Genomic DNA, 19,671 nt, shown 5'->3' with positions numbered 1-19,671 from the left:
TATGCCTGTGCCAGTTGACGCTGCCTATTGCGCCGGTGCGGCGGGCGTCGCCGGCTGGCTCGAACCCGCCGGAGCGGGCGCGGCCGGTGTGGCGGTGTCGGCGGCGTTGGATTCGCTCGCCTTCATCGGATCGGCGACACCTTGGGTGAAGCTGTCCGCGGTCTCGAAGGCTGGCGCTTCCTTCAGCTTCTCCTTGGTGGTGTTGACGACGATCCAGTTGGATTTGTCTTCACGCATGGAGATTTTCAGCTGGTCGGCGGGCAAGGCGACGGCCTTCTCGCCAACGCCGAGGAAGCCGCCCACGCCGATGACCGCGGCCTTCACCGTACCGTCGGCATTGACGATCAGGTCCTTCACCTCGCCGATCGATTCGGCATTCTCACTGTCACCATTATAGACATTCTTGCCCATAAGGCCGGAAGCGAGCAGTTGCCCCTCCTCCACCTTGGTCATGGGCTGGACGTCGGCAGCCGTGGCGGCGCCGGCACCGCCCGTGAACAGTTCTTTCGTCTCCACCTTTGCCGGTGCCGGGTCAGCGGCTGGCGCGGGTGCCGGCGTGGTCTGTGCCAACGCCGTTCCGGCCATCAATGTCACAGCCGCGGTTGAAGCAATCAATGATTTCAACATCGGATGTCTCCTTGTTTCATGCGCGGGAACAACCATTTGGCGTCCCTTCAGAGGAAACAACCGGCAACCTCGCCTCCAGTTCCAGCCATGCGGGAAAATTGAAGAGCGCGGAAGAAGATGATGCTGGGCGCGGAACCTTGGCGGCCAGGGCGCGTTCCAGCACGTTACAATTTCCCAATAATCGCAGGAGAATTCATTGAATCGCAACGGTCTCTATGTGCTCGTCGGCGCACTGCTCGTCATCGCAATCGGCATGGGTATCTATATTTATCGCGAGGAAACCAAGCCTGCCGGTGTCGAACTGAAGATCGGCGAAGGTGGCGTATCAGTCGAAGAGAACTGATGTTCCGGCTCGGGCGGATGCCGCCCGAGCCAAATTCATTCGATCAGCTATAGGGTGAATAGCACTGCTGGCGCGGGCCATTATAGGGCTGGTAGGTGTTGTCGGACGCCCTGTAGGAGCGATATTTGTCGTAGCACCACTGGACATGGGCGCTGCCGCCACCGGAACGGATCACGCGCCGCGGCTGGTTGGCAATGGCCCCGCCAATGATCGCGCCGGCGCCAAATGCGGCCAATGGATACCACCAGCCATCGCTATGGCGGCGATATCCACGCCGATGATGACGATAGCCGCGATGTCCGCGCCAGTGCCCACCGCGCCAACGGCGATGTTCGCGATACTGCACCTGCTCCACATTCTGCTTGAATTCGAAGGGAACCGAGGGCAGCGGCGCAGCCGAGACCGGCACGGCAGCGGTAACGCCCATGGCCAGACTGAGCACACCTGCAAACAGTCCAGAGACAATCTTTCTCATTGAAGCAACCTCCTAAGTTAGATCAGTACGATGGATCATGCACAATGAATGTCAGATGAACAATAGATGAATTTTCTTGCGTTCCGGCGCTGTCTTCATCACGGTTTCGTAATGGAACCTTTCTGTATTCTTTTATTCTGACAGATGGCTGCACCGGTTCTCAGTGGCGGCCACGCGTTGCTTTGGCGTATCCGGCCATCGGCGCAGCTTTTTCATCGTCGCTGTCGTCTGGCAATGGCAGCCGATTTTCGCGGTTTGGCCGTCCCCCGCATGGAACATTCCCGATTGGCGTCCGTTATCACTCCGTCAACGAAGGAGCGAATGGCATGGCAATCTTTTCCAGAAATTCCGATGATTTGCAGGGCGATCTCGAGGCGCAGATCAGAGCGCTGCGCAAGGAGATGTCCAATATATCCGCCAGTCTGTCGGATCTCGGCTCGGAGCATTTCGACGAGGTGAAGCGCGCTGCCAGCCGGCACGCCCGGGTCGCAGCCGATACGGCGCGGGAAAATCCCATTGCGACGCTTGCGCTCGTTGCCGGTGCGGCACTTCTCATTGGCCTGTTTTCCCGCCGCTGATTCCCGCCGCTGATCCCCACCGCCGATAAGGACGCCGACCATGGATGAAATGACTGAAAAGATGGAGAGCGAGGCCGACAAGGCGCGACTTCGAAGCGAAATCGAGCAATTGAAGAAGGATATCGCCGCCGTCAGCAAGACCCTCGCCGACAAGGGCAGCCAGATGTTCGACCGCATGACCGAGCAGGATGAGGCTTCGGCACTGGACGGGCTGAAGCAGCGGGGCTCGCGGGCCGCCAGTGCAATCGGGCATCAGGCCCGGAGGATTGGCGACACGCCGACGCAGAATTCAGTTTCGACGCTGCTGATCATAGCCGGTCTCGGCGTCGTCATCGGAATGCTGGCCCGGTAGGCCTGCCGACGATCTCGCTTGCGACTATCGGACCTGATCCAGCAGGCGCTTGCATTCCAGAAGATCGAACAGGGTTTCTTGCAAAAGAGCCCTGTTGTCTTTTGACAGCCGCTTGCTGTCGGCCGCTATCGGACCGTCGTCATCGCCCTTCATCAGCCCGAACAGGCGGCGCTGCGGTGCCGGACGAGGCCCGCCCATGACCGCTGCTTCTTCATCGGCATCAGCACGGTTCTGCTCTTCTTCCTGGCGCGCCGCAGCCTGTTTCTGCTGGGTAATCGCCTCTGCCGCAGCCGTATCGCCACTGCCGAGTGCAATGATGAACTGGGTTCCGTTCTCGCGAAGCAGCCGCTGCACGCCCTTGATCGTATAGCCCTGATCATAGAGCAGATGCCGGATACCCTTCAAAAGGTCGACATCGAGCGGACGGTAGTAGCGACGGCCACCACCGCGCTTCATCGGCTTGATATGCGTGAAACGGGTTTCCCAAAAACGCAGCACGTGCTGTGGCAGATCGAGATCTTCTGCAACTTCGCTGATGGTTCTAAATGCGTCGGGACTCTTGTCCATGATTTCACCCTTTCAGGAGAAATTCTGATTCGACGTCTATATCAGCGATTTATACCCCATTTTTCAAGCTGAGGGCGAGATTCGCCCACAACTAATCCGGCAAAGGGCTTATCAGGCTGATTTCTTCTTCCGGGCCTGATGCGAACGCAAGATGCGCTGCTTGAGAACATTGGACGCCTTGAACGTCATGACGCGGCGCGGCAGGATAGGCACTTCCTCGCCCGTCTTCGGGTTGCGCCCGATGCGTTCATTCTTGTCCCGGACCTGAAACGTGGCGAATGACGACAGTTTGACTGTCTCGCCTCGGACAATCGCGTCACAAACCTCATCGAGAATGGTTTCGACGAGTGATGCCGACTCCGTGCGTGATAGCCCTACCTTTCGATAGACTGCCTCAGCCAGATCAGCACGCGTAATGGTCTTACCCCCCATACGATCTCAAAGCTCTCGTTTTGTTGCAAAACTATCAGGTGACAGCGGAAGTTATAGGATGAAAACCAATCGGGCAAGCAGCTTCCACAACTGCAATTTCAATCGGTTCCCTACCAACGTAGCAGAACTGCTCCCCACGTAAAGCCCCCGCCCATCGCCTCGAGCAGGACGAGATCGCCCTGCTTGATACGGCCGTCGGCAACCGCCGTGGCCAGTGCGAGGGGCACGGAGGCAGCCGAGGTATTGCCATGCTGATCGACGGTTATCACGACTTTTTCATCGGCCAGGCTGAGCTTCCTGGCCGAGGCGTCGATGATGCGCTTGTTCGCCTGGTGCGGCACGAACCAATCGACGTCGCTCGCGGTGATTCCCGCCTCGGCGAACGAGGCCTCGATCACATCGGTGATCATGCCGACAGCATGTTTGAAGACTTCGCGACCTTCCATCCGCAGATGGCCGACCGTCTGCGTCGTCGATGGGCCGCCATCGACATAGAGCTTTTCCTTGTGGCTGCCATCGGAGCGCAGATTTGCCGTGAGTATGCCGCGGTCGGACGTAAGTCCCCGCCCTTCGCCCGCCTCGAGGACGACGGCGCCGGCACCGTCGCCGAACAGGACGCAGGTGGTGCGGTCCTTCCAGTCCAGGATGCGCGAAAACGTCTCCGACCCGATGACGAGCACCCGGCGCGCCATGCCGCCGCGAATGTAGAGATCGGCGGTGGTGATCGCATAGACGAAACCCGAGCAAACCGCCTGCATGTCGAAGGCGAAGCCGTGCTTCATGCCGAGCCGCGCCTGGATATCGACGGCGGTCGCGGGAAACGTGTTGTCCGGGGTCGACGTCGCGAGAATGATGAGGTCGATGTCGTCAGGCGTCAGGCCCGCATTGTCGAGCGCGGCACGGGCGGCGGCTTCGCCGAGCGAGGCAGTGGTCTCGCCCTCGCCCGCTATGTAGCGCTGCTTGATGCCGGTACGCTGCACGATCCATTCGTCGCTCGTCTCCACGATACCTTCGAGGTCGGCATTCTTGACCAGGCGTGCCGGTTTAGCGGCACCAATACCCTTGACGACGGAGCGGATCATTTATTTTTCCTGTTGTTCGGTTTCAACGTCTGCTGCTGGCTCCGGCTCGCCCTTGAAGGCGACGCCGACGGGGCTCTTGTGGAAGTGACCGAGATCCGCGGAGATCTTGTCGAGCAATCTGTTCTTGGCCATGTCGTAGCCCACATCAATGGCAGCCGCGAAACCGAGTGCATCCGTTCCGCCATGGCTCTTGATCACGATTCCGTTCAAACCAAGGAAAACCCCGCCATTGGTCTTGCGGGGGTCCATCTTCTCCCGCAAGCGGTCGAAGGCGCCCTTGGCGAACAGATAGCCTATACGGGCCATCCATGTCCGGTTCATGGCATCACGCAGATATTGCGCAAATTGCTTCGCGGTGCCCTCGGCGGCCTTGAGCGCGATGTTGCCGGCGAAACCCTCGGTCACCACGACGTCGACCGTGCCCTTGCCGATATCATTGCCTTCGACGAAGCCGTAATATTCGAGGCTCGGCAGCGGGATTTCCTTCAGGATGCGGGCGGCATCCTTCACATCGTCCTGGCCCTTTATCTCTTCCACGCCGACATTCAGCAGTCCGATGGTCGGCCGCTGTATCTCGAACAGCGCCCGCGCCATGGCGGCGCCCATCACCGCATAATCGACAAGCTGCTGCGCGTCGGCGCCGATCGTCGCGCCGATGTCGAGAACGATGCTTTCACCGCGCAGGGTCGGCCAGATCCCGGCGATCGCCGGCCGCTCCACATTCGCCATGGTGCGCAGGCAGAACTTCGACATCGCCATCAGCGCGCCGGTATTGCCGGCGGAGATGCAGGCATCGGCCTCGTCGGTCTTCACCGCTTCGATGGCGCGCCACATGGAGGACTTCCAGCGGCCATTGCGCAGCGCCTGGCTGGGCTTTTCGTCCATCCGGACGGAAACTTCGCAATGGTGGAACGTGGAGGCCTTGGACAGGGCATCATGCTTTGCCAGGATAGGCTGGACTTCTTCCTCGCGCCCGAAAATCACGAACCTGATATCGGGATGGCGCTCCAGCGCCATGGCCATGGCCGGGATGACGACCTCAGGACCGAAATCGCCGCCCATGGCATCAATGGAAATTCTGATCACTATCGATTGTCCTGTCCTGTTCCGTTCTTGCAAGGCTTTGATAAGACTCGGCGGAAAATAGTCATTTTGCCCGGGCGTACAACCGGATTCTGCCTGAGAGGGCCCAGCCGGCCCCAAAATCGTGAAACTCCCCCATCGTCTCGCCGCTACTTAGGCGCAAGCCCCGTCCGCGATCAAGTCTTCTGTTTCCAGTCCTTCAAGCCTGCGAAAGGGTTGGGCGCGCGTTCCTCCTCCACGTCTCCGACGGTCAGGGTGACGGCAGGCGCTTCCTCCACGCCCGGCTTGCGCGGATAGGGATCGATTTCGAGCTCGAAGAATTCCTCGGCAATGGCGCCGATGTCGAGGCTGTCGCCGGAAAACGGCTCGGGCACGTCCGGCCCTTCGGCGTCGATGATCAGTTCGCCCGCATCGTCGGTGGGCAGGCGCGCCAGCCGCGAATTCTCCGGCACGAACAGGCTGTCGACCTGTGTCTCTATGCGCGCCTCGACCGGCTCCAGCGTCACGATACATTGCTGGACGATATCGGCGCTGACCGTGCCCTTCACCCGCACGCCTTCCTTCTTCCAGGGCAGGACCTGCAGCTCGGCGACAAAGGACTTCACATCTTCCAGCGCATGGAAATCACGCAGCGCCCGGCGTTCGCGTTCATCCGCCTCGATCTTTACGGTCAGCCCCTTCTGGGCCAGCCTGTTCACCGATACGGGGTAGCTCAGTGCGCCCTCGGCCTCTTGTCTCATGGCGATACTCTCATATAGCGGCAGCGGCCAGGCCGGCGGCGGGGAAAGTCAGTTCCCCCTTGGCCATGGCCTCGTCATCCTGCGTTTCCAGGTGTGACTGGCACTTTAGTACATATTGCGCCAATGCACGACTTCCCGTCCAGTTCTGCTCCTCCGGCCGGACATTGCGCGCAAGGGCGGCCACGAGCGCTTCAAGGTCGTCCGCCGCCAGCGCCTTGTCATAGGCATCGACGCGGCCATAGAACATGCGCGCGAGTTTCTTCATGCGCTTGGGGACGCCCGAATCCCCGATACCGAGTTCCCGCAGCGAATGATCGACATCGCGAAAGAACTCGTCGGTCACGTCCTGCCCGATCGATTTGAGCGCCTCGCCTCTACCTTTGATACGCCTTATGAACAGAAATACATGCAATGAGAGCATTTCGTAGCGCCCAAGCGGTGAATCCGGCACATCGATGTCCGAATATAAGTATGGCTGCCGCGCCGCTGCCACGATCCTGTCGTAGAGCGCGGTCGTTATCGCCTCGTTTGCTTTGGCCCTGCGGCTGAATAAACTGAGTATCATAGAGTCGAGCTTTCCATTGCGCCGCGTGCAACATGAGTCGCTTGTTGCATCGGGCCGCAAGGTGGTTTACCGAAGTTCTGCGGGCAGCGAAAGACTTGCGCCCCAGTTTGAAATGGAGATGTCGTTGCTGCAGCGGATTTTCAAGACCCCTATTCTACGCGGGCATCTGATTGCCGGAGGGCTTGTCATGGCCACCGGGCTTGCCGGCTGCAATACTGCCGGTCTCAACCCATCCGAAACCCTGACCCAGGGTTATGTTCTTGACGAAAAGGCGCTCGAATTCGTTCCGGTCGGCTCGAGCCGCGAGCAGGTGATCCTCTCGCTCGGCAGCCCATCGACGACGGCGACCTTCGACAATGAAGTCTTCTATTACATTTCCCAGACCCGGCACCGCAGCGTCGCTTTCATGCAGCCCAAGGTGACCGACCGCCGCATCCTCGCTGTCTATTTCGACAAGGACGGCAAGGTGGCGAGCATATCCAATTACGGCCTGCAGGACGGCAAGGTGTTCGACTTCATCTCGCGCACGACCCCGACGGGCGGCAAGGACCTCTCCTTCCTCGGCCAGTTGCTGGCCGGCGTCGGCAAGGCGCCGCCTTCGCTTGGAAACAGCGGTCCGCGCTGATCCGCCAACGCAGGAACCAGAACAGGAAAAGCCCGCGAAACACAGGTTTCGCGGGCTTTTTCGTTTGTCGCGGGGCTAGTGCGCCAGGACGGCGAGCAGCAGCAGGGCGACGATATTGGTGATCTTGATGGCCGGATTGACGGCAGGACCCGCCGTATCCTTGTAGGGATCGCCGACCGTATCGCCGGTGACCGACGCCTTGTGGGCTTCGGACCCCTTCAGATGGCGCGTGCCATCCTTGTCGACGAAGCCATCCTCGAAGGACTTCTTCGCATTGTCCCAGGCGCCGCCGCCGGAGGTCATCGATATGGCGACGAAAATGCCATTGATGATGACGCCGAGCAGGGAAGCGCCGAGCGCCGCGAATGCCGAAGCCTTCGAACCGGATATGACCAGCACGCCGAAATAGACGACGAGCGGCGCAAGCACCGGCAGCAGCGAGGGCACCACCATTTCGCGGATGGCCGCCCGCGTCAGTATATCCACCGCGCGCGCATAGTCGGGCCGTTCCGTTCCCTGCATGATGCCGGGCTTTTCGCGGAACTGCCTGCGCACTTCCTCGACCACCGATCCTGCTGCGCGGCCGACGGCTGTCATTGCAATGCCGCCGAACAGATAGGGGATGAGCCCGCCGAAGATCAGACCGGCCACCACATAGGGATTGGACAATTCGAACGAGACTTCGCCGATACCCTTGAAATAGGAGAACAGCGTCGATCCGTCCTTGTTGGCTTCCGATATGAAATATTGCAGGTCGTTGGCATAGGCCGCGAACAGCACCAGCGCGCCGAGACCGGCCGAACCGATGGCATAGCCCTTGGTTACGGCTTTCGTCGTATTGCCCACGGCATCGAGCGCATCGGTCGATTTGCGGACTTCAGGATCGAGACCCGACATTTCCGCAATGCCGCCGGCATTGTCCGTGACAGGCCCGAAAGCATCGAGCGCCACGATCATGCCGGCAATGCCGAGCATGGCGGTAACGGCGATGCCGGTGCCGAACAGGCCGGCAAGCTGGTAGGTGGAGATGATGCCGCCGACGATGACCAGGGCCGGAAGCGCGGTCGATTCAAGCGAGACCGCCAGGCCCTGGATGACGTTGGTGCCGTGGCCGGTAACGGAGGCCTGGGCGATCGAATTCACCGGGCGCTTGTTGGTGCCGGTATAATATTCGGTGATGACGACGATCAGGCCGGTGACCACGAGCCCGATCAGCCCGCAGATGAAAAGGTTCGCCCCGGTGATCGACTGGCCGGCGACCGTGCCGATCTCGCCCCAGCCGATGGTGAGCGAGGTCGCCAGACCAAGCCCCGCGATGGAAAGCAGGCCCGTCACGATCAGGCCCTTGTAGAGCGCGCCCATGATCGAGTTGTTGGCGCCGAGCTTGACGAAGAAGGTCCCGGCTATCGAGGTGACGATGCAGGCGCCGCAGATCGCAAGCGGGTAGAGCATGACCGTTGCGAGCACGGGCGTCGCGGCAAAGAAGATCGCACCGAGAACCATGGTGGCGACGATGGTCACCGCATAGGTCTCGAACAGATCGGCCGCCATGCCGGCACAGTCGCCGACATTATCGCCCACATTGTCGGCGATCGTGGCGGGATTGCGGGGATCGTCCTCCGGGATACCCGCTTCCACCTTGCCGACGAGATCGCCGCCGACATCCGCACCCTTGGTGAAGATACCGCCGCCGAGACGGGCGAAGATCGAAATCAGCGAAGCGCCGAAGCCCAGCGATACGAGTGCATCGATCACCGTGCGATCTGCCGGCTGATAGCCGAGCGGACCGGTGAGCACCCAGTAATAGACGGCAACCCCAAGGAGGGCGAGACCCGCAACCAGCATGCCGGTGATCGCACCGGATTTGAAGGCGATCTCAAGGCCTGCGGCCAGGCTGCGCGATGCAGCCTGCGCCGTGCGGACATTGGCGCGCACGGAAACGTGCATGCCGATGAAGCCGGCGAGGCCCGAAAGAACGGCTCCCACGAGGAAGCCGAAGGCCGCAGTCCCCGTCAATAGCAGCCAGACGGCGATGAATACGACGATGCCGACAATGGCGATCGTGGTGTACTGACGTGTGAGATAAGCTTGTGCGCCTTCACGGATTGCACCAGCGATTTCTTGCATGCGTGCCGTGCCCTGGTCCGCTGCGAGCACCGATTTGGTGGCCCATACAGCGTAAACGACAGACAGCAGACCGCAGGCAATGACCAGAAACAGTATTGTCATGCCACTCCCTCAGATTTGACCGGAAAACCCCTCCCCGGGTCAGGTTCGGTACGGCACACGGAGCTGCCAGGCCGGCAGAGACGCGACCGCATCCGTTAGGAGTAACCTAGCCTACGGGCACGTCAAGGGCTTTCGCATGGGGGAGCGACGGCCGGGAATGCCGGCCGCAAGGTCGATGGCGGGCCTCGGCCCGCATTTGCGGAAGCGGGATCGTTGCCGGTCAGCGGCGGGGCGTCTTGACGCCCCTGCTTTCGCCGCGGATCTCATAGGCCAGCCGGTCGAGCACGGCATTGACGAGCTTCGGCTCGTCTTCGGTGTAGAAGGCCTTGGCGATATCGACATATTCCGAAACGATGACGGCCGTCGGAACATCCGCCTTGTTCTTCAATTCCCAGATGCCGGCGCGCAATATGGCGCGCAGCGTCGAATCCAGCCGCGACAGCGGCCAGTCTTCCGTCAGCGTCTGGTGGATCATCGGGTCGAGCGTCGTCTGTGCCGCGACGACACCGGAGACAATGCCGCGAAACCATTGCGGGTCGGCGTCGAGATATTGCTTGCCGTCCACCTCTTTGCCGAGGCGGTGCGCCTCATATTCGGCCACCACTTCGAGGACGCCGGTTCCCGCGACATCCATCTGGTAGAGCGCCTGGACAGCGGCGAGACGCGCGACGCCGCGCTTGTTGGCGGGTTTGACGGCGGGATTGTTTGGTTCAGTCGAATTGGGCATGGTCAGGCTCCGAACTTTTCCTTGAGCGCGATCATCGTCAAGGCCGCGCGCGCTGCAAAGCCGCCCTTGTCCTTGTCCTCGCGGCGGGCGCGAACCCAAGCCTGCTCTTCGTTTTCCACGGTCAATATGCCATTGCCGATGGCAATGCTTTCCTCCACCGAAAGGTCCATCAGGGCCCGGCAGGATTCGTTCGAGACGATGTCGAAATGGTAGGTTTCGCCGCGAATGACGGTGCCGAGCGCAACGAAGCCGTCATATTCCGTGCCGCCCTCTTCCGCGCCGTCGAGTGCGAAGGAGATGACCGCCGGAATCTCGAGCGCGCCTGGAACCGTAACCACTTCATAGGTGGCATTGGCTTCTTCCAATGCCAGTTTGGCGCCATTCAGCAGCGCATCGGACAATTCTTCATAGAAGCGCGCTTCCACAATAAGCAGATGTGGCGCCTGCGCCTTTTTCTTGGACATGGACCGCTCCAGGAGAGATAAAACCGGCCCTCGGGCCGTTGGAATGTCGTCCTAGGCCGATTTCGGATATTCTGCAAGTCGTGCAGCGTATCTGGCCATCTGGTCGATCTCGATATTGAGCCTGTCGCCGACCTTGCGCTCGCCCCATGTCGTCACTTCGAGCGAATGGCGGATCAGCAGCACGTCGAATTCGCTGCCATTGACCTGATTGACGGTCAGGGATGTGCCATCGAGGGCGATCGAACCCTTCGGCGCGATGAACCGTGCGAGATTCTCCGGCGCACGGATAGTGAAGCGAACCGCCTCGCCCTCATCCTCGCGCGCCGTGATTTCGGCCATGGCGTCGACATGGCCCGAGACGAGATGGCCGCCCATCTCGTCGCCGAGCTTCAGCGATCGCTCGAGATTGATGCGGGTGCCGGTCTTCCATTGCGAGATCGTGGTGAGGCGCAGCGCCTCCTCCCAGGCCTCCGCCTCGAACCAGCGCGCATTGGAGCCCTTTTCGGGCAATGTCGTCACCGTCAGGCATACGCCGGAACAGGAGATGGAGGCGCCGATTTCGATTGTCTCGGGATCGTAATTCGTTTCGATACGCAGCAGAACGCCTTCGTTCAGCGGCTTAACCTGGCCGATCCGGCCGATATCCGTCACAATACCCGTAAACATTGGCAGTTTCCCTAAATGCGCTTGATGTATTCGCTGCAGCGGTCCTTGCCGAAGCGATATTCGTTCAGGAGGTCGAAGTCCCGCGCGATATGGGACTGCAGCGCGGGAACTGCAACCCCGTTCGCTTCACCGATGGCATCCGGGCCCTCGAACAGCACCAGCCTATCCACCAGGCCTTCGCCGAGGAAGGAGCCGGCGACCGTCGCGCCGCCTTCGACCATGAGCGTTGCGATGCCCTGCGCCGCCAGATCGTCGAGCAATTCCTGCAGCGCGGTCAGGCCGCAATCGGTCTCCGTCGCCAGGATACGGCAGCCCGCCGCCATGAGTTCCTGGCGCTTGGCGGCATCGGCATCCGCGCTCGCGGCGATCCAGACCGGAACGGTCAGGGCGCTGCGCACCATGCTGCCATGCGCCGGCAGTCGCAGCTGGCTGTCCAGCACGATCCTGATCGGCGAGCGCTGCTCGAGACCCGGCAGGCGGCAGGTCAATTGCGGATCGTCGTCCAGCGCCGTCCCGATGCCGACGAGGATCGCATCGCTCTGCGCCCGCATGAGATGGACCTGCGCACGGGAGATATCGCCGCTTATGGCCACCTGCCCGGCGCCGGCCCGGCCGATGAAGCCATCGCCGGAAAGCGCAAGCTTCAAAGTGACTTCCGGCCGTTTCCTCGCAGATCGCGTCAGATATCCGGCGAGACAGTCGGCGGCTTGCCGCGCCAGGATCCCGGTCTCCACTTCGAGGCCGCCGTCCCGCAATATCGCATAGCCCTTGCCTGCGACCCGGTCGTCGGGATCATTGGCCGCGGCAACGACACGGGTCACGCCCGCATTGACCAGCGCATTGGCGCAGGGCGGCGTCTTGCCGTGATGGGCGCATGGCTCCAGCGTCACATAGGCCGTCGCGCCGCGCGCCGCCTCGCCCGCCTCGGCAAGGGCAATGGCCTCCGCATGGGGCCGGCCGCCCACGGCGGTCACGCCGCGGCCGACGATCGTTCCATCCTTGACGATGAGCGTCGCGACCGAGGGATTGGTACCGGTGAGGCCGAGATGGCTGCGCGACAGGCGAATGGCGGCGGCCATGTAACGGCGGTCATGCTCCGAAACCGGCATTCGCTATTCGTCCCCGGCGCTGGCCGGCGCACCATCGGCGCCCGTGGTGATCTCGTCGATGACATCGTGGAAATCGCGCGCCTCGCGGAAGTTCCGGTAGACGGAGGCAAAGCGGATATAGGCGATGTCGTCGATGCCCTTCAGCGCCTCCATGACGAGAAGGCCGATCTCATCGGAGGAAACATCCGGCTCCCCCGAGCTTTCGAGCTGCCGGACGATGCCGGAAACCGCCCGCTCGACGCGTTCCTGGTCCACATCGCGCTTGCGCAAGGCCACTTCGACGGAACGCATCAGCTTGTCGCGGTCGAAAGGCACCTTGCGGCCGCTCTTCTTGACGACGGTGAGGTCGCGCAGCTGCACGCGCTCGAATGTGGTGAAACGGCCGCCGCACACGGTACAGACGCGGCGCCGCCGGATGACGGCCCCGTCTTCGGCGGGGCGGGAGTCTTTTACCTGTGTATCTTCAGACTGGCAGTAAGGGCAGCGCATCGAGGAACTTTCTGCGAATGATTCCGGAAGTGCCGCGAAGATAGTGCCTTTCCCTCAAGGTTTAAAGCGCTCCGATGCCGGCTTTCCCCAGCGCGGCATCGGAGCCCATCCCGTGCTACTGGCCGAGATACGGATAGAGCGGGAAACGCTCGGTCAGCGCCACGACCTTCTGCTGGACCGCCTTTTCGACGGCAGCATTGCCTTCGTCGGAATTCGCCACCTTCAAACCATCGAGAACCTCGGTGATGAGGTTGCCGATCTCGGTGAATTCCGCCGCACCGAAACCGCGCGTCGTGCCGGCCGGCGTGCCGAGACGGACGCCGGAGGTTACGAAGGGCTTTTCCGGATCGAATGGAATGCCGTTCTTGTTGCAGGTGATATTGGCACGGCCGAGCGCCTGTTCGGCGCGCTTGCCCGTCGCATTCTTCGGGCGCAGATCGACAAGCATGAGATGGTTGTCGGTGCCGCCGGATACGATGTCGAGGCCGTTCTTCTTCAGCGATTCGGCCAGGGTCCTGGCGTTGGCGACGACGTTCTCGCCATAGGTCTTGAAGTCGGGCTTCAGCGCCTCGCCGAATGCGACGGCCTTGGCGGCGATCACGTGCATCAGCGGCCCGCCCTGGAGACCCGGGAACACCGCGGAATTGATCTTCTTGGCGATTTCCGGATCATTGGTCAGGATCATGCCGCCACGCGGACCACGCAGCGATTTGTGCGTCGTCGTCGTGGTGACATGGGCATGCGGGATCGGCGAAGGATGAACGCCGGCCGCGACAAGACCGGCGATATGGGCCATGTCTACCATGAGGTAGGCGCCGACCGCATCGGCGATCTTGCGGAAGCGCTCGAAATCCCAGATGCGCGAATAGGCGGTGCCGCCGGCGATGATCAGCTTCGGCTTGAATTCATGCGCCTTCTTCTCGATCTCGTCCATGTCGAGCAGGTGATCGTCCTCGCGCACGCCATAGGAGATGACGTTGAACCATTTGCCGGACATGTTGACCGGCGATCCATGCGTCAGATGACCGCCCGAATTCAGATCGAGGCCCATGAACGTATCGCCCGGCTGCAGCAGGGCCAGGAACACCGCCTGGTTCATCTGGCTGCCGGAATTCGGCTGGACATTGGCGAAATCGCAACTGAACAGCTTCTTGGCGCGCTCGATGGCGAGTTCTTCGGCAATATCGACATATTGGCAGCCGCCATAATAGCGCTTGCCCGGATAGCCTTCCGCATATTTGTTCGTCATGATCGAACCCTGCGCTTCCAGAACAGCGCGCGATACGATGTTCTCCGACGCAATCAGCTCGATTTCATGCCGCTGCCGCCCCAATTCCTTGCGGATGGCGCCAAAAATCTCGGGATCGATGTCTTCGAGCGCTGCGTTGAAAAAACTCTCTGTGTTCGACATGGTGCGGGAACCCTCATTGGCCAGTGTAGTTGCCGCGCATTATCATACTTAAACCGGCAAGGCCAATGGCCGGAGGACGAAAAGCACTAGCCCGAAACCGGCATGACGAAAAAGACCGCCCGGAGGCGGTCTTTCGAAACATTCCTGAGCGGTCGATCAGATATTGGTACCGATGGACAGCGCTGCCTGGCCGTCGCGCTCGTAAATATCGTCGCGCAGGTGCACGACGCCATCGCCGGTCGACCATGCGGTGACATAGACGAAATGCAGCGGCACCGGGTTGTTGACCGCGATCGGCGTATTGGTGCCGGACTTGATCGTCGCTTCCATCGTCTGGCGGTCCCAGCCCGGCGTATCGCGCAGCAGCCAGACATTGAGGTCGCGAACGTTCTGCACGCGCACGCAGCCGGACGAATCGAAGCGCATCAGCTTGTTGAACGTCCCCTGCTGCGGCGTGTCGTGCATGTAGACCGCGTGCGTATTGTGGAAGTTGATCTTGGTCGAGGACATGGCGTTGATCTTGCCCGGGTCCTGGCGGAACATGAGCTTCACCGCCTCGTCCGTCGTCCAGTCGACCGTCTCCGGCGCCACTTCCTCGAGCGTCCCTTCGTGGAAGAGACGGATCTTGTTGCGCGTCAGATAGGTCGGGTCCTTGCGCATGAGCGGAATGATGTCCTTCTGGATGATCGACTTCGGCGCCGTCCAGTAGGGATTGAGGATGATCTCGTGGATCTTCGAATCGAGAATGGGCGTCTGGCGGTCGATCTTGCCGACGATCGCGGTATGGCGCTGCACGACGCGGCCGTTCTCGACGGCCTCGATCTGCGCTGCCGGAATGTTCACCATGACGTAGCGCGCGCCCTGGTCGCTGGATGCGAGTTCGCGCACGCGCTGCAAATTCGTCTGCAGCTGGTTGAGGCGGACATCGGCCGTGACATTCATCGCGGCAAGCGTGAACTGGCCCATGACGCCATCGGCAGGCAGGCCGTGGCGCGACTGGAACCGCTTGACCGCAGCATCGACATAAGTATCGAAGGACTGCGACGTTCCGGCGCTTTGGGACAGATCGCCGGCGACGATCAGGCGCTGGCGTAGCGTCGATACAGACGGATCGACGACGCCGAGCTTCAATTTGGCCTGGGTCGAGACCATGGGCCAGCCGCCATTCGCCACGATCTGGCTATAGGTATTGATGGCGCTTTCGATGAAGGAGGCCGTTTCCGGGCTCGCGATCGGCTGGAAGCTCGCGACCTTGCCGCGGTTCGTCGAGCGGGCATCGAACTGGTCGTCCCAATTGCCCCGGCGCGGCGATGCGAGGATATCGCTAAGATCCGATTGTTGCGCAAATGCAGACGACGCGACGGCAGTCAAACCGGCAGTCGCCACGCCCGTCAGAAAAGCACGGCGGTCAAGTGCTGTCGATCCAAACTTCTTCATAATGTTGTCCACCTGCTGGAAGCTCTACGGTAAACCGCCTACCTTAATGCGAAGGCGCGGAATTGGTTTCCAAAAATATCAGGAACATCCTTAACAAACACCAACTTTCACCCTTATCGCGTGAATGTGATGTCAAGGCGCCGGGACAAAAATCAAGCAATCGCGTCTGTTCCTGCGATACAAAGTATCCTCGCAGCCCATTTCATTCCATTATGGCAGATTGATGACTACAACCAAGGACGAACCCCAAGGGCGCCTCCGGTGGATAGTCGCGGGAAACGATGTCCGTCTCGGCCGATGGTTGCCGCGACGGACATATCTCCCCTGTCATCGCCTTACATCCGATAGGCGATCGTATCGTTCCAGAAGCGGTCGAGGCGCTGGAGGGCCTTGTTCATCGACTGGAATTCTTCCGCCTTTATGCCGCCGACATGCTCGATGGAGGCGACGTGGCGCTCATAGAGACCGGCCACGAGTTCAGCGATCTCGGTGCCCTTGTCGGTGAGGCTGACGCGAACCGAACGGCGATCCGTGCGCGAGCGTTCATGGGAAATAAAGCCGAGCTCGACAAGCTTCTTCAGGTTGTACGAAACATTGGAGCCGAGATAATAGCCGCGGCTGCGCAGTTCGCCTGCGGTCAATTCGGCATTGCCGATGTTGAAAAGCAGCAATGCCTGGATCGCATTGATGTCGTTGCGGCCATTGCGGTCGAACTCATCTTTGACGACATCAAGCAACCGGCGGTGTAGACGCTCGACCAATTGCAGCGCTTCAAGATATAGTGAGCGAAGAGCTGTGTCGCTTGTTGTAGAACGCGCGTTATCACCAGATTTTCTCTGTGTATTGTTCATGATATCTGCCTCACTGTTGTTTCGGTGTATTTTTCTCACCGTTGAGGCAACAGTATCGAATACGCATAAAATTCGACTTAAAACACAGACTTAACAGTACCTTACCGTTTCGGAATCAATTTCTACCTTAATGAACGCTTACCCGCCGCTTCTGCTTCAAGCCGCCGGCATGGCCTGGTGGCGTTTCTGCAGGAACAAGGCGAGGCGAAAACCTATATAGAGAAGGGCGACGCAGCCATGGATGATGGCGATCTGCGGCCGATAGAAGAAATAGTTGGAAAACACCGTGAACATCAGCGTCTCGCCGAGGGCCGCCACGAACCAGATGACAGGTCCCCACGACACCATCATCCACAGCCCGGTCGAGGCGACGGGGTAGAGCATGGCCAGCGAGACGGTCGCCACCTTCCAGTGCCAGGGCATCAGGTCGAAGCGCCAGAGCATGCCTTCGTAATAGCCGCTGATCTGCGCCCAGTAGCCGACGCCGGCGACGAGGCAATAGATCGCCACCAGCCGCAGCAGCCAGACGAAGGCGGTCTGGGTCATCGTCGGATCGAAGGGAAGATGCGTAGGCCGTTCGTTCATGTCAGTTGCAGTTCCCGTTCGCCCAGCGGCGCGAAATAGGCGTCCACCATCTCGGGGCTTATATCCTCGAGTCGGGCCGGTTGCCACCGGGGCGTATTGTCCTTGTCCACAAGCAAGGCGCGCACGCCTTCGTAGAAATCATGGTTTTCAAGCATTCGCGACAGGATTCGGTATTCCATGCGCATGCACTGATCCATGTCGAGCTCGCGCCCCTCCTCGATCTGGCGGAAACTGACATGCAGGCTGGTCGGCGAGCGGCTCCTGATCAGTTCGAACAGCTGCTGCGCCTCCTCGCTCCCATTCGCACCGGCGGCGGCCAGCCGGATGAGGCAACCGTTCAGCGTGGGCGAGTCGAACAGGACGCCGATCATGTCGCGCACGGCTTCGGGGGTTTCGTAATCCGGGTTGACGGTCTTGCCCTTCAGCGAGCGGTCGGGATCGCCTGTGCGGATCAGGCTCCGGCGCAGCCTGTCCTTGTCCTCGGCGCGGATGGCATGGGTGGCGATGCCGCTTTGCAGGCAGTCGCCCTGCCGGATGCGGTTTCCGGTCAAGGCGAGATAGGTGCCGAAATGATCGGGCAGATGCGGCAAGAACGCGCTGCCGCCGACGTCGGGAAAGAAGCCGATGCCGACTTCCGGCATGGCGAGCACCACATTCTCCGTCACCACGCGGTGCGAGCCATGCACCGAAATACCGACGCCGCCGCCCATGACGATGCCGTCGATCAGCGAGACATAGGGCTTGGAATATTGCCTTATATAGGCGTTGAGACGGTATTCATCGGCGAAGAATTCATAGAGCGGCTTGCCGGCCCTGCCCGCATGATAGACCGCCAGAATGTCGCCGCCCGCGCAGAAGGCCCGCCCCTCGCCCTCGACGATGATGCAGTGGACCTCCGGATCGGTTTCCCAGGCCGTCAAGGCCCGGTACATCGCATTGACCATGGTGCGCGTCAGGGCGTTGAGCGCCTTCGCCCGCGTCAGGCGCATGAGACCGGCCTTTCCCCGCCGCTCGAACACGACCTCGCCCTCGCCTCCAAAATCGACTTCCATCCGCCTCTCCCCTGTTCGCAGCAGGTTAGGAAAATAAGCCACGCCGCGTCAATGGATCACATCTTCGGCAGAATACTTGGTGGCGCGGGCCATCCCTGATAAAAGGCAGGCAAAGAACAAGGCAGACGAAATGAACAAGCATCCTTTCCAGAGCCAGCGCGGCCGGACCGTCGACGAGATCACGCAGGGACGCCGCTTGCGGCGCATGCGCAAGGCCGATTGGTCGCGCCGGCTGGTGCAGGAACATGAATTGACCGTCAATGACCTGATCTGGCCGATTTTCCTGTGCGAGGGCGAAAAACGCCGCGAAGACATCTCCGCCATGCCCGGCGTCCAGCGCCTGTCGGTCGACATGGCCGTGCGCGAGGCGGAACGGGCGGCATCGCTCGGCATTCCTGCCATCGCCACCTTCGCCAATATAGATCCGGACCTGCGGGACGATGCGGGATCGGGAATTCTCGACGCCGACAATCTCATCAACCGCGCGACGCGGGCGATCAAGGATGCCGTGCCGGAGATCGGCATGATCACCGACGTTGCGCTCGATCCGTTCACCAGCCACGGCCATGACGGCATTCTCCGCGACGGCATCATCGTCAATGACGAGACGGTCGAGCAGATCAGCCGCGGCGCGGTGCTGCAGGCGGCGGCCGGCGCGGATATCATCGCCCCATCCGACATGATGGACGGGCGCATCGGCGCCATCCGCGACGCGCTGGACGCCAATGGCTTCCAGGACGTGGCGATCATGGCCTATGCCACCAAGTTCGCCTCCGCCTTCTACGGCCCCTATCGCGAGGCGATCGGCACTTCCGGCCGGCTGAAGGGCGACAAGAAGACCTATTACATCGACCCGGCCAATACGGACGAGTCGCTGCGCGAGGCCGAACAGGATCTGGCGGAAGGCGCGGATTCGCTGATGGTGAAGCCCGGATTGCCCTATCTCGACATCATCCAGCGGCTGAAGGAGACCTTCTCGGTGCCGACCTTCGCCTATCAGGTGTCGGGCGAATATGCGATGATCAAGGCCGCGGGCGCCAATGGCTGGATCGACGAGGATCGGGTGATGATGGAGACGCTACTTGCCTTCAAGCGCGCCGGCTGCGATGGCATCCTGACCTATTTCGCCCCGCTCATTGCGGCAAGGCTGCGCGCAGGAGCTTGAAATCTCAATCCTGATTC

General features: G+C 61.0%; 24 protein-coding genes. 5 read left to right on the top strand and 19 right to left on the bottom strand.

Annotated features, from left to right (window positions below; all coding sequences use genetic code 11):
- Positions 1-24: 24 nt before the first annotated feature.
- The gene (locus OSJ75_RS16145; protein WP_267228735.1) at positions 25-627 is read right to left on the bottom strand and encodes a PRC-barrel domain-containing protein; all 603 of its coding nucleotides are present in this window, start codon (positions 625-627) and stop codon (positions 25-27) included.
- 196 nt (positions 628-823) lie between these two features.
- Between OSJ75_RS16145 and OSJ75_RS16140 the strand changes: the two genes are divergently transcribed.
- Positions 824-970: a hypothetical protein gene (locus OSJ75_RS16140; protein WP_250018207.1), complete on the top strand. Its 147-nt coding sequence runs from the start codon at positions 824-826 to the stop codon at positions 968-970.
- Positions 971-1,013: 43 nt separating this feature from the next.
- Here the strand turns inward: OSJ75_RS16140 and OSJ75_RS16135 are convergent, their stop codons facing one another.
- Positions 1,014-1,445: a BA14K family protein gene (locus tag OSJ75_RS16135; protein ID WP_267228734.1), complete on the bottom strand. Its 432-nt coding sequence runs from the start codon at positions 1,443-1,445 to the stop codon at positions 1,014-1,016.
- A 326-nt stretch (positions 1,446-1,771) separates the two neighbouring features.
- On the opposite strand from OSJ75_RS16135, the gene OSJ75_RS16130 reads away from it, so the two are divergent.
- Together OSJ75_RS16130 and OSJ75_RS16125 are read left to right on the top strand one after the other, a co-directional pair.
- Complete coding sequence (locus tag OSJ75_RS16130; protein ID WP_250018211.1) at positions 1,772-2,023, top strand: hypothetical protein; 252 nt, start codon at positions 1,772-1,774, stop codon at positions 2,021-2,023.
- Between the two features lie 40 nt (positions 2,024-2,063).
- On the top strand, positions 2,064-2,375 hold the full coding sequence (locus OSJ75_RS16125) for a hypothetical protein (protein ID WP_267228733.1): 312 nt from the start codon (positions 2,064-2,066) through the stop codon (positions 2,373-2,375).
- A gap of 24 nt (positions 2,376-2,399) precedes the next feature.
- On the opposite strand, the gene OSJ75_RS16120 is transcribed toward OSJ75_RS16125, so the two are convergent.
- The 6 genes from OSJ75_RS16120 to OSJ75_RS16095 all read right to left on the bottom strand — a co-directional run bounded on the left by OSJ75_RS16120 (position 2,400) and on the right by OSJ75_RS16095 (position 6,844).
- Complete coding sequence (locus OSJ75_RS16120) at positions 2,400-2,942, bottom strand: MerR family transcriptional regulator (RefSeq protein WP_250018215.1); 543 nt, start codon at positions 2,940-2,942, stop codon at positions 2,400-2,402.
- Positions 2,943-3,053: 111 nt separating this feature from the next.
- Positions 3,054-3,374 (bottom strand): integration host factor subunit alpha, encoded by a 321-nt coding sequence (locus OSJ75_RS16115; RefSeq protein WP_091883889.1) that lies wholly within the window; start codon positions 3,372-3,374, stop codon positions 3,054-3,056.
- Positions 3,375-3,484: 110 nt separating this feature from the next.
- Entirely contained in the window at positions 3,485-4,456 is a 972-nt protein-coding gene (locus OSJ75_RS16110; protein WP_250018217.1) for a beta-ketoacyl-ACP synthase III, read from the bottom strand.
- On the bottom strand, positions 4,457-5,542 hold the full coding sequence (gene plsX / locus OSJ75_RS16105) for a phosphate acyltransferase PlsX (protein WP_267228732.1): 1,086 nt from the start codon (positions 5,540-5,542) through the stop codon (positions 4,457-4,459). It abuts the gene before it with no gap.
- A 173-nt stretch (positions 5,543-5,715) separates the two neighbouring features.
- Entirely contained in the window at positions 5,716-6,279 is a 564-nt protein-coding gene (locus OSJ75_RS16100; protein WP_267228731.1) for a YceD family protein, read from the bottom strand.
- Between the two features lie 10 nt (positions 6,280-6,289).
- Positions 6,290-6,844: a ubiquinol-cytochrome C chaperone family protein gene (locus OSJ75_RS16095; RefSeq protein WP_250018220.1), complete on the bottom strand. Its 555-nt coding sequence runs from the start codon at positions 6,842-6,844 to the stop codon at positions 6,290-6,292.
- A gap of 124 nt (positions 6,845-6,968) precedes the next feature.
- On the opposite strand from OSJ75_RS16095, the gene OSJ75_RS16090 reads away from it, so the two are divergent.
- Positions 6,969-7,469, top strand: coding sequence for an outer membrane protein assembly factor BamE (locus OSJ75_RS16090; RefSeq protein WP_371929623.1), 501 nt, complete (start codon positions 6,969-6,971; stop codon positions 7,467-7,469).
- A 75-nt stretch (positions 7,470-7,544) separates the two neighbouring features.
- Here OSJ75_RS16090 and OSJ75_RS16085 read toward each other — a convergent pair whose 3' ends face one another.
- The 11 genes from OSJ75_RS16085 to OSJ75_RS16035 form a co-directional block, all read right to left on the bottom strand.
- Positions 7,545-9,698 carry a sodium-translocating pyrophosphatase gene (locus OSJ75_RS16085; protein WP_250018222.1) on the bottom strand — a complete coding sequence of 718 codons (2,154 nt, stop codon included), beginning with the start codon at positions 9,696-9,698 and terminating at the stop codon, positions 7,545-7,547.
- 220 nt (positions 9,699-9,918) lie between these two features.
- A complete protein-coding gene (gene nusB, locus OSJ75_RS16080) occupies positions 9,919-10,425 on the bottom strand; it encodes a transcription antitermination factor NusB (protein WP_267228730.1) in 507 nt (168 codons plus the stop codon).
- 2 nt (positions 10,426-10,427) lie between these two features.
- Entirely contained in the window at positions 10,428-10,889 is a 462-nt protein-coding gene (locus tag OSJ75_RS16075; RefSeq protein ID WP_250018224.1) for a 6,7-dimethyl-8-ribityllumazine synthase, read from the bottom strand.
- Positions 10,890-10,940: 51 nt separating this feature from the next.
- A complete protein-coding gene (locus OSJ75_RS16070; RefSeq protein WP_267228729.1) occupies positions 10,941-11,555 on the bottom strand; it encodes a riboflavin synthase in 615 nt (204 codons plus the stop codon).
- A gap of 11 nt (positions 11,556-11,566) precedes the next feature.
- Positions 11,567-12,664 (bottom strand): bifunctional diaminohydroxyphosphoribosylaminopyrimidine deaminase/5-amino-6-(5-phosphoribosylamino)uracil reductase RibD, encoded by a 1,098-nt coding sequence (ribD, locus tag OSJ75_RS16065; protein WP_267228728.1) that lies wholly within the window; start codon positions 12,662-12,664, stop codon positions 11,567-11,569.
- A 3-nt stretch (positions 12,665-12,667) separates the two neighbouring features.
- Complete coding sequence (gene nrdR, locus OSJ75_RS16060) at positions 12,668-13,153, bottom strand: transcriptional regulator NrdR (RefSeq protein ID WP_267228727.1); 486 nt, start codon at positions 13,151-13,153, stop codon at positions 12,668-12,670.
- 115 nt (positions 13,154-13,268) lie between these two features.
- Positions 13,269-14,564: a serine hydroxymethyltransferase gene (gene glyA / locus OSJ75_RS16055; protein ID WP_267228726.1), complete on the bottom strand. Its 1,296-nt coding sequence runs from the start codon at positions 14,562-14,564 to the stop codon at positions 13,269-13,271.
- Positions 14,565-14,720: 156 nt separating this feature from the next.
- On the bottom strand, positions 14,721-16,001 hold the full coding sequence (locus OSJ75_RS16050) for a L,D-transpeptidase family protein (protein ID WP_250018229.1): 1,281 nt from the start codon (positions 15,999-16,001) through the stop codon (positions 14,721-14,723).
- A 335-nt stretch (positions 16,002-16,336) separates the two neighbouring features.
- Positions 16,337-16,852, bottom strand: a complete 516-nt coding sequence (gene ldtR, locus OSJ75_RS16045; protein ID WP_250018230.1) for a transcriptional regulator LdtR — start codon at positions 16,850-16,852, stop codon at positions 16,337-16,339.
- A gap of 156 nt (positions 16,853-17,008) precedes the next feature.
- Positions 17,009-17,437 (bottom strand): DUF6163 family protein, encoded by a 429-nt coding sequence (locus tag OSJ75_RS16040; RefSeq protein ID WP_267228725.1) that lies wholly within the window; start codon positions 17,435-17,437, stop codon positions 17,009-17,011.
- Positions 17,434-18,489 (bottom strand): enoyl-CoA hydratase/isomerase family protein, encoded by a 1,056-nt coding sequence (locus tag OSJ75_RS16035; protein WP_267228724.1) that lies wholly within the window; start codon positions 18,487-18,489, stop codon positions 17,434-17,436. Before OSJ75_RS16035 ends, OSJ75_RS16040 begins: the two co-directional genes overlap by 4 nt.
- A 130-nt stretch (positions 18,490-18,619) precedes the next feature.
- Here OSJ75_RS16035 and hemB point away from each other — a divergent pair, with 130 nt between their 5' ends.
- A complete protein-coding gene (gene hemB / locus OSJ75_RS16030) occupies positions 18,620-19,654 on the top strand; it encodes a porphobilinogen synthase (RefSeq protein WP_250018233.1) in 1,035 nt (344 codons plus the stop codon).
- Positions 19,655-19,671 lie beyond the last annotated feature (17 nt).

The sequence above is a fragment of the Phyllobacterium sp. 0TCS1.6A genome (genome assembly GCF_026420825.1).
GTDB lineage: Bacteria > Pseudomonadota > Alphaproteobacteria > Rhizobiales > Rhizobiaceae > Phyllobacterium.
This window is presented reverse-complemented; position numbering and strand designations above follow the sequence as displayed.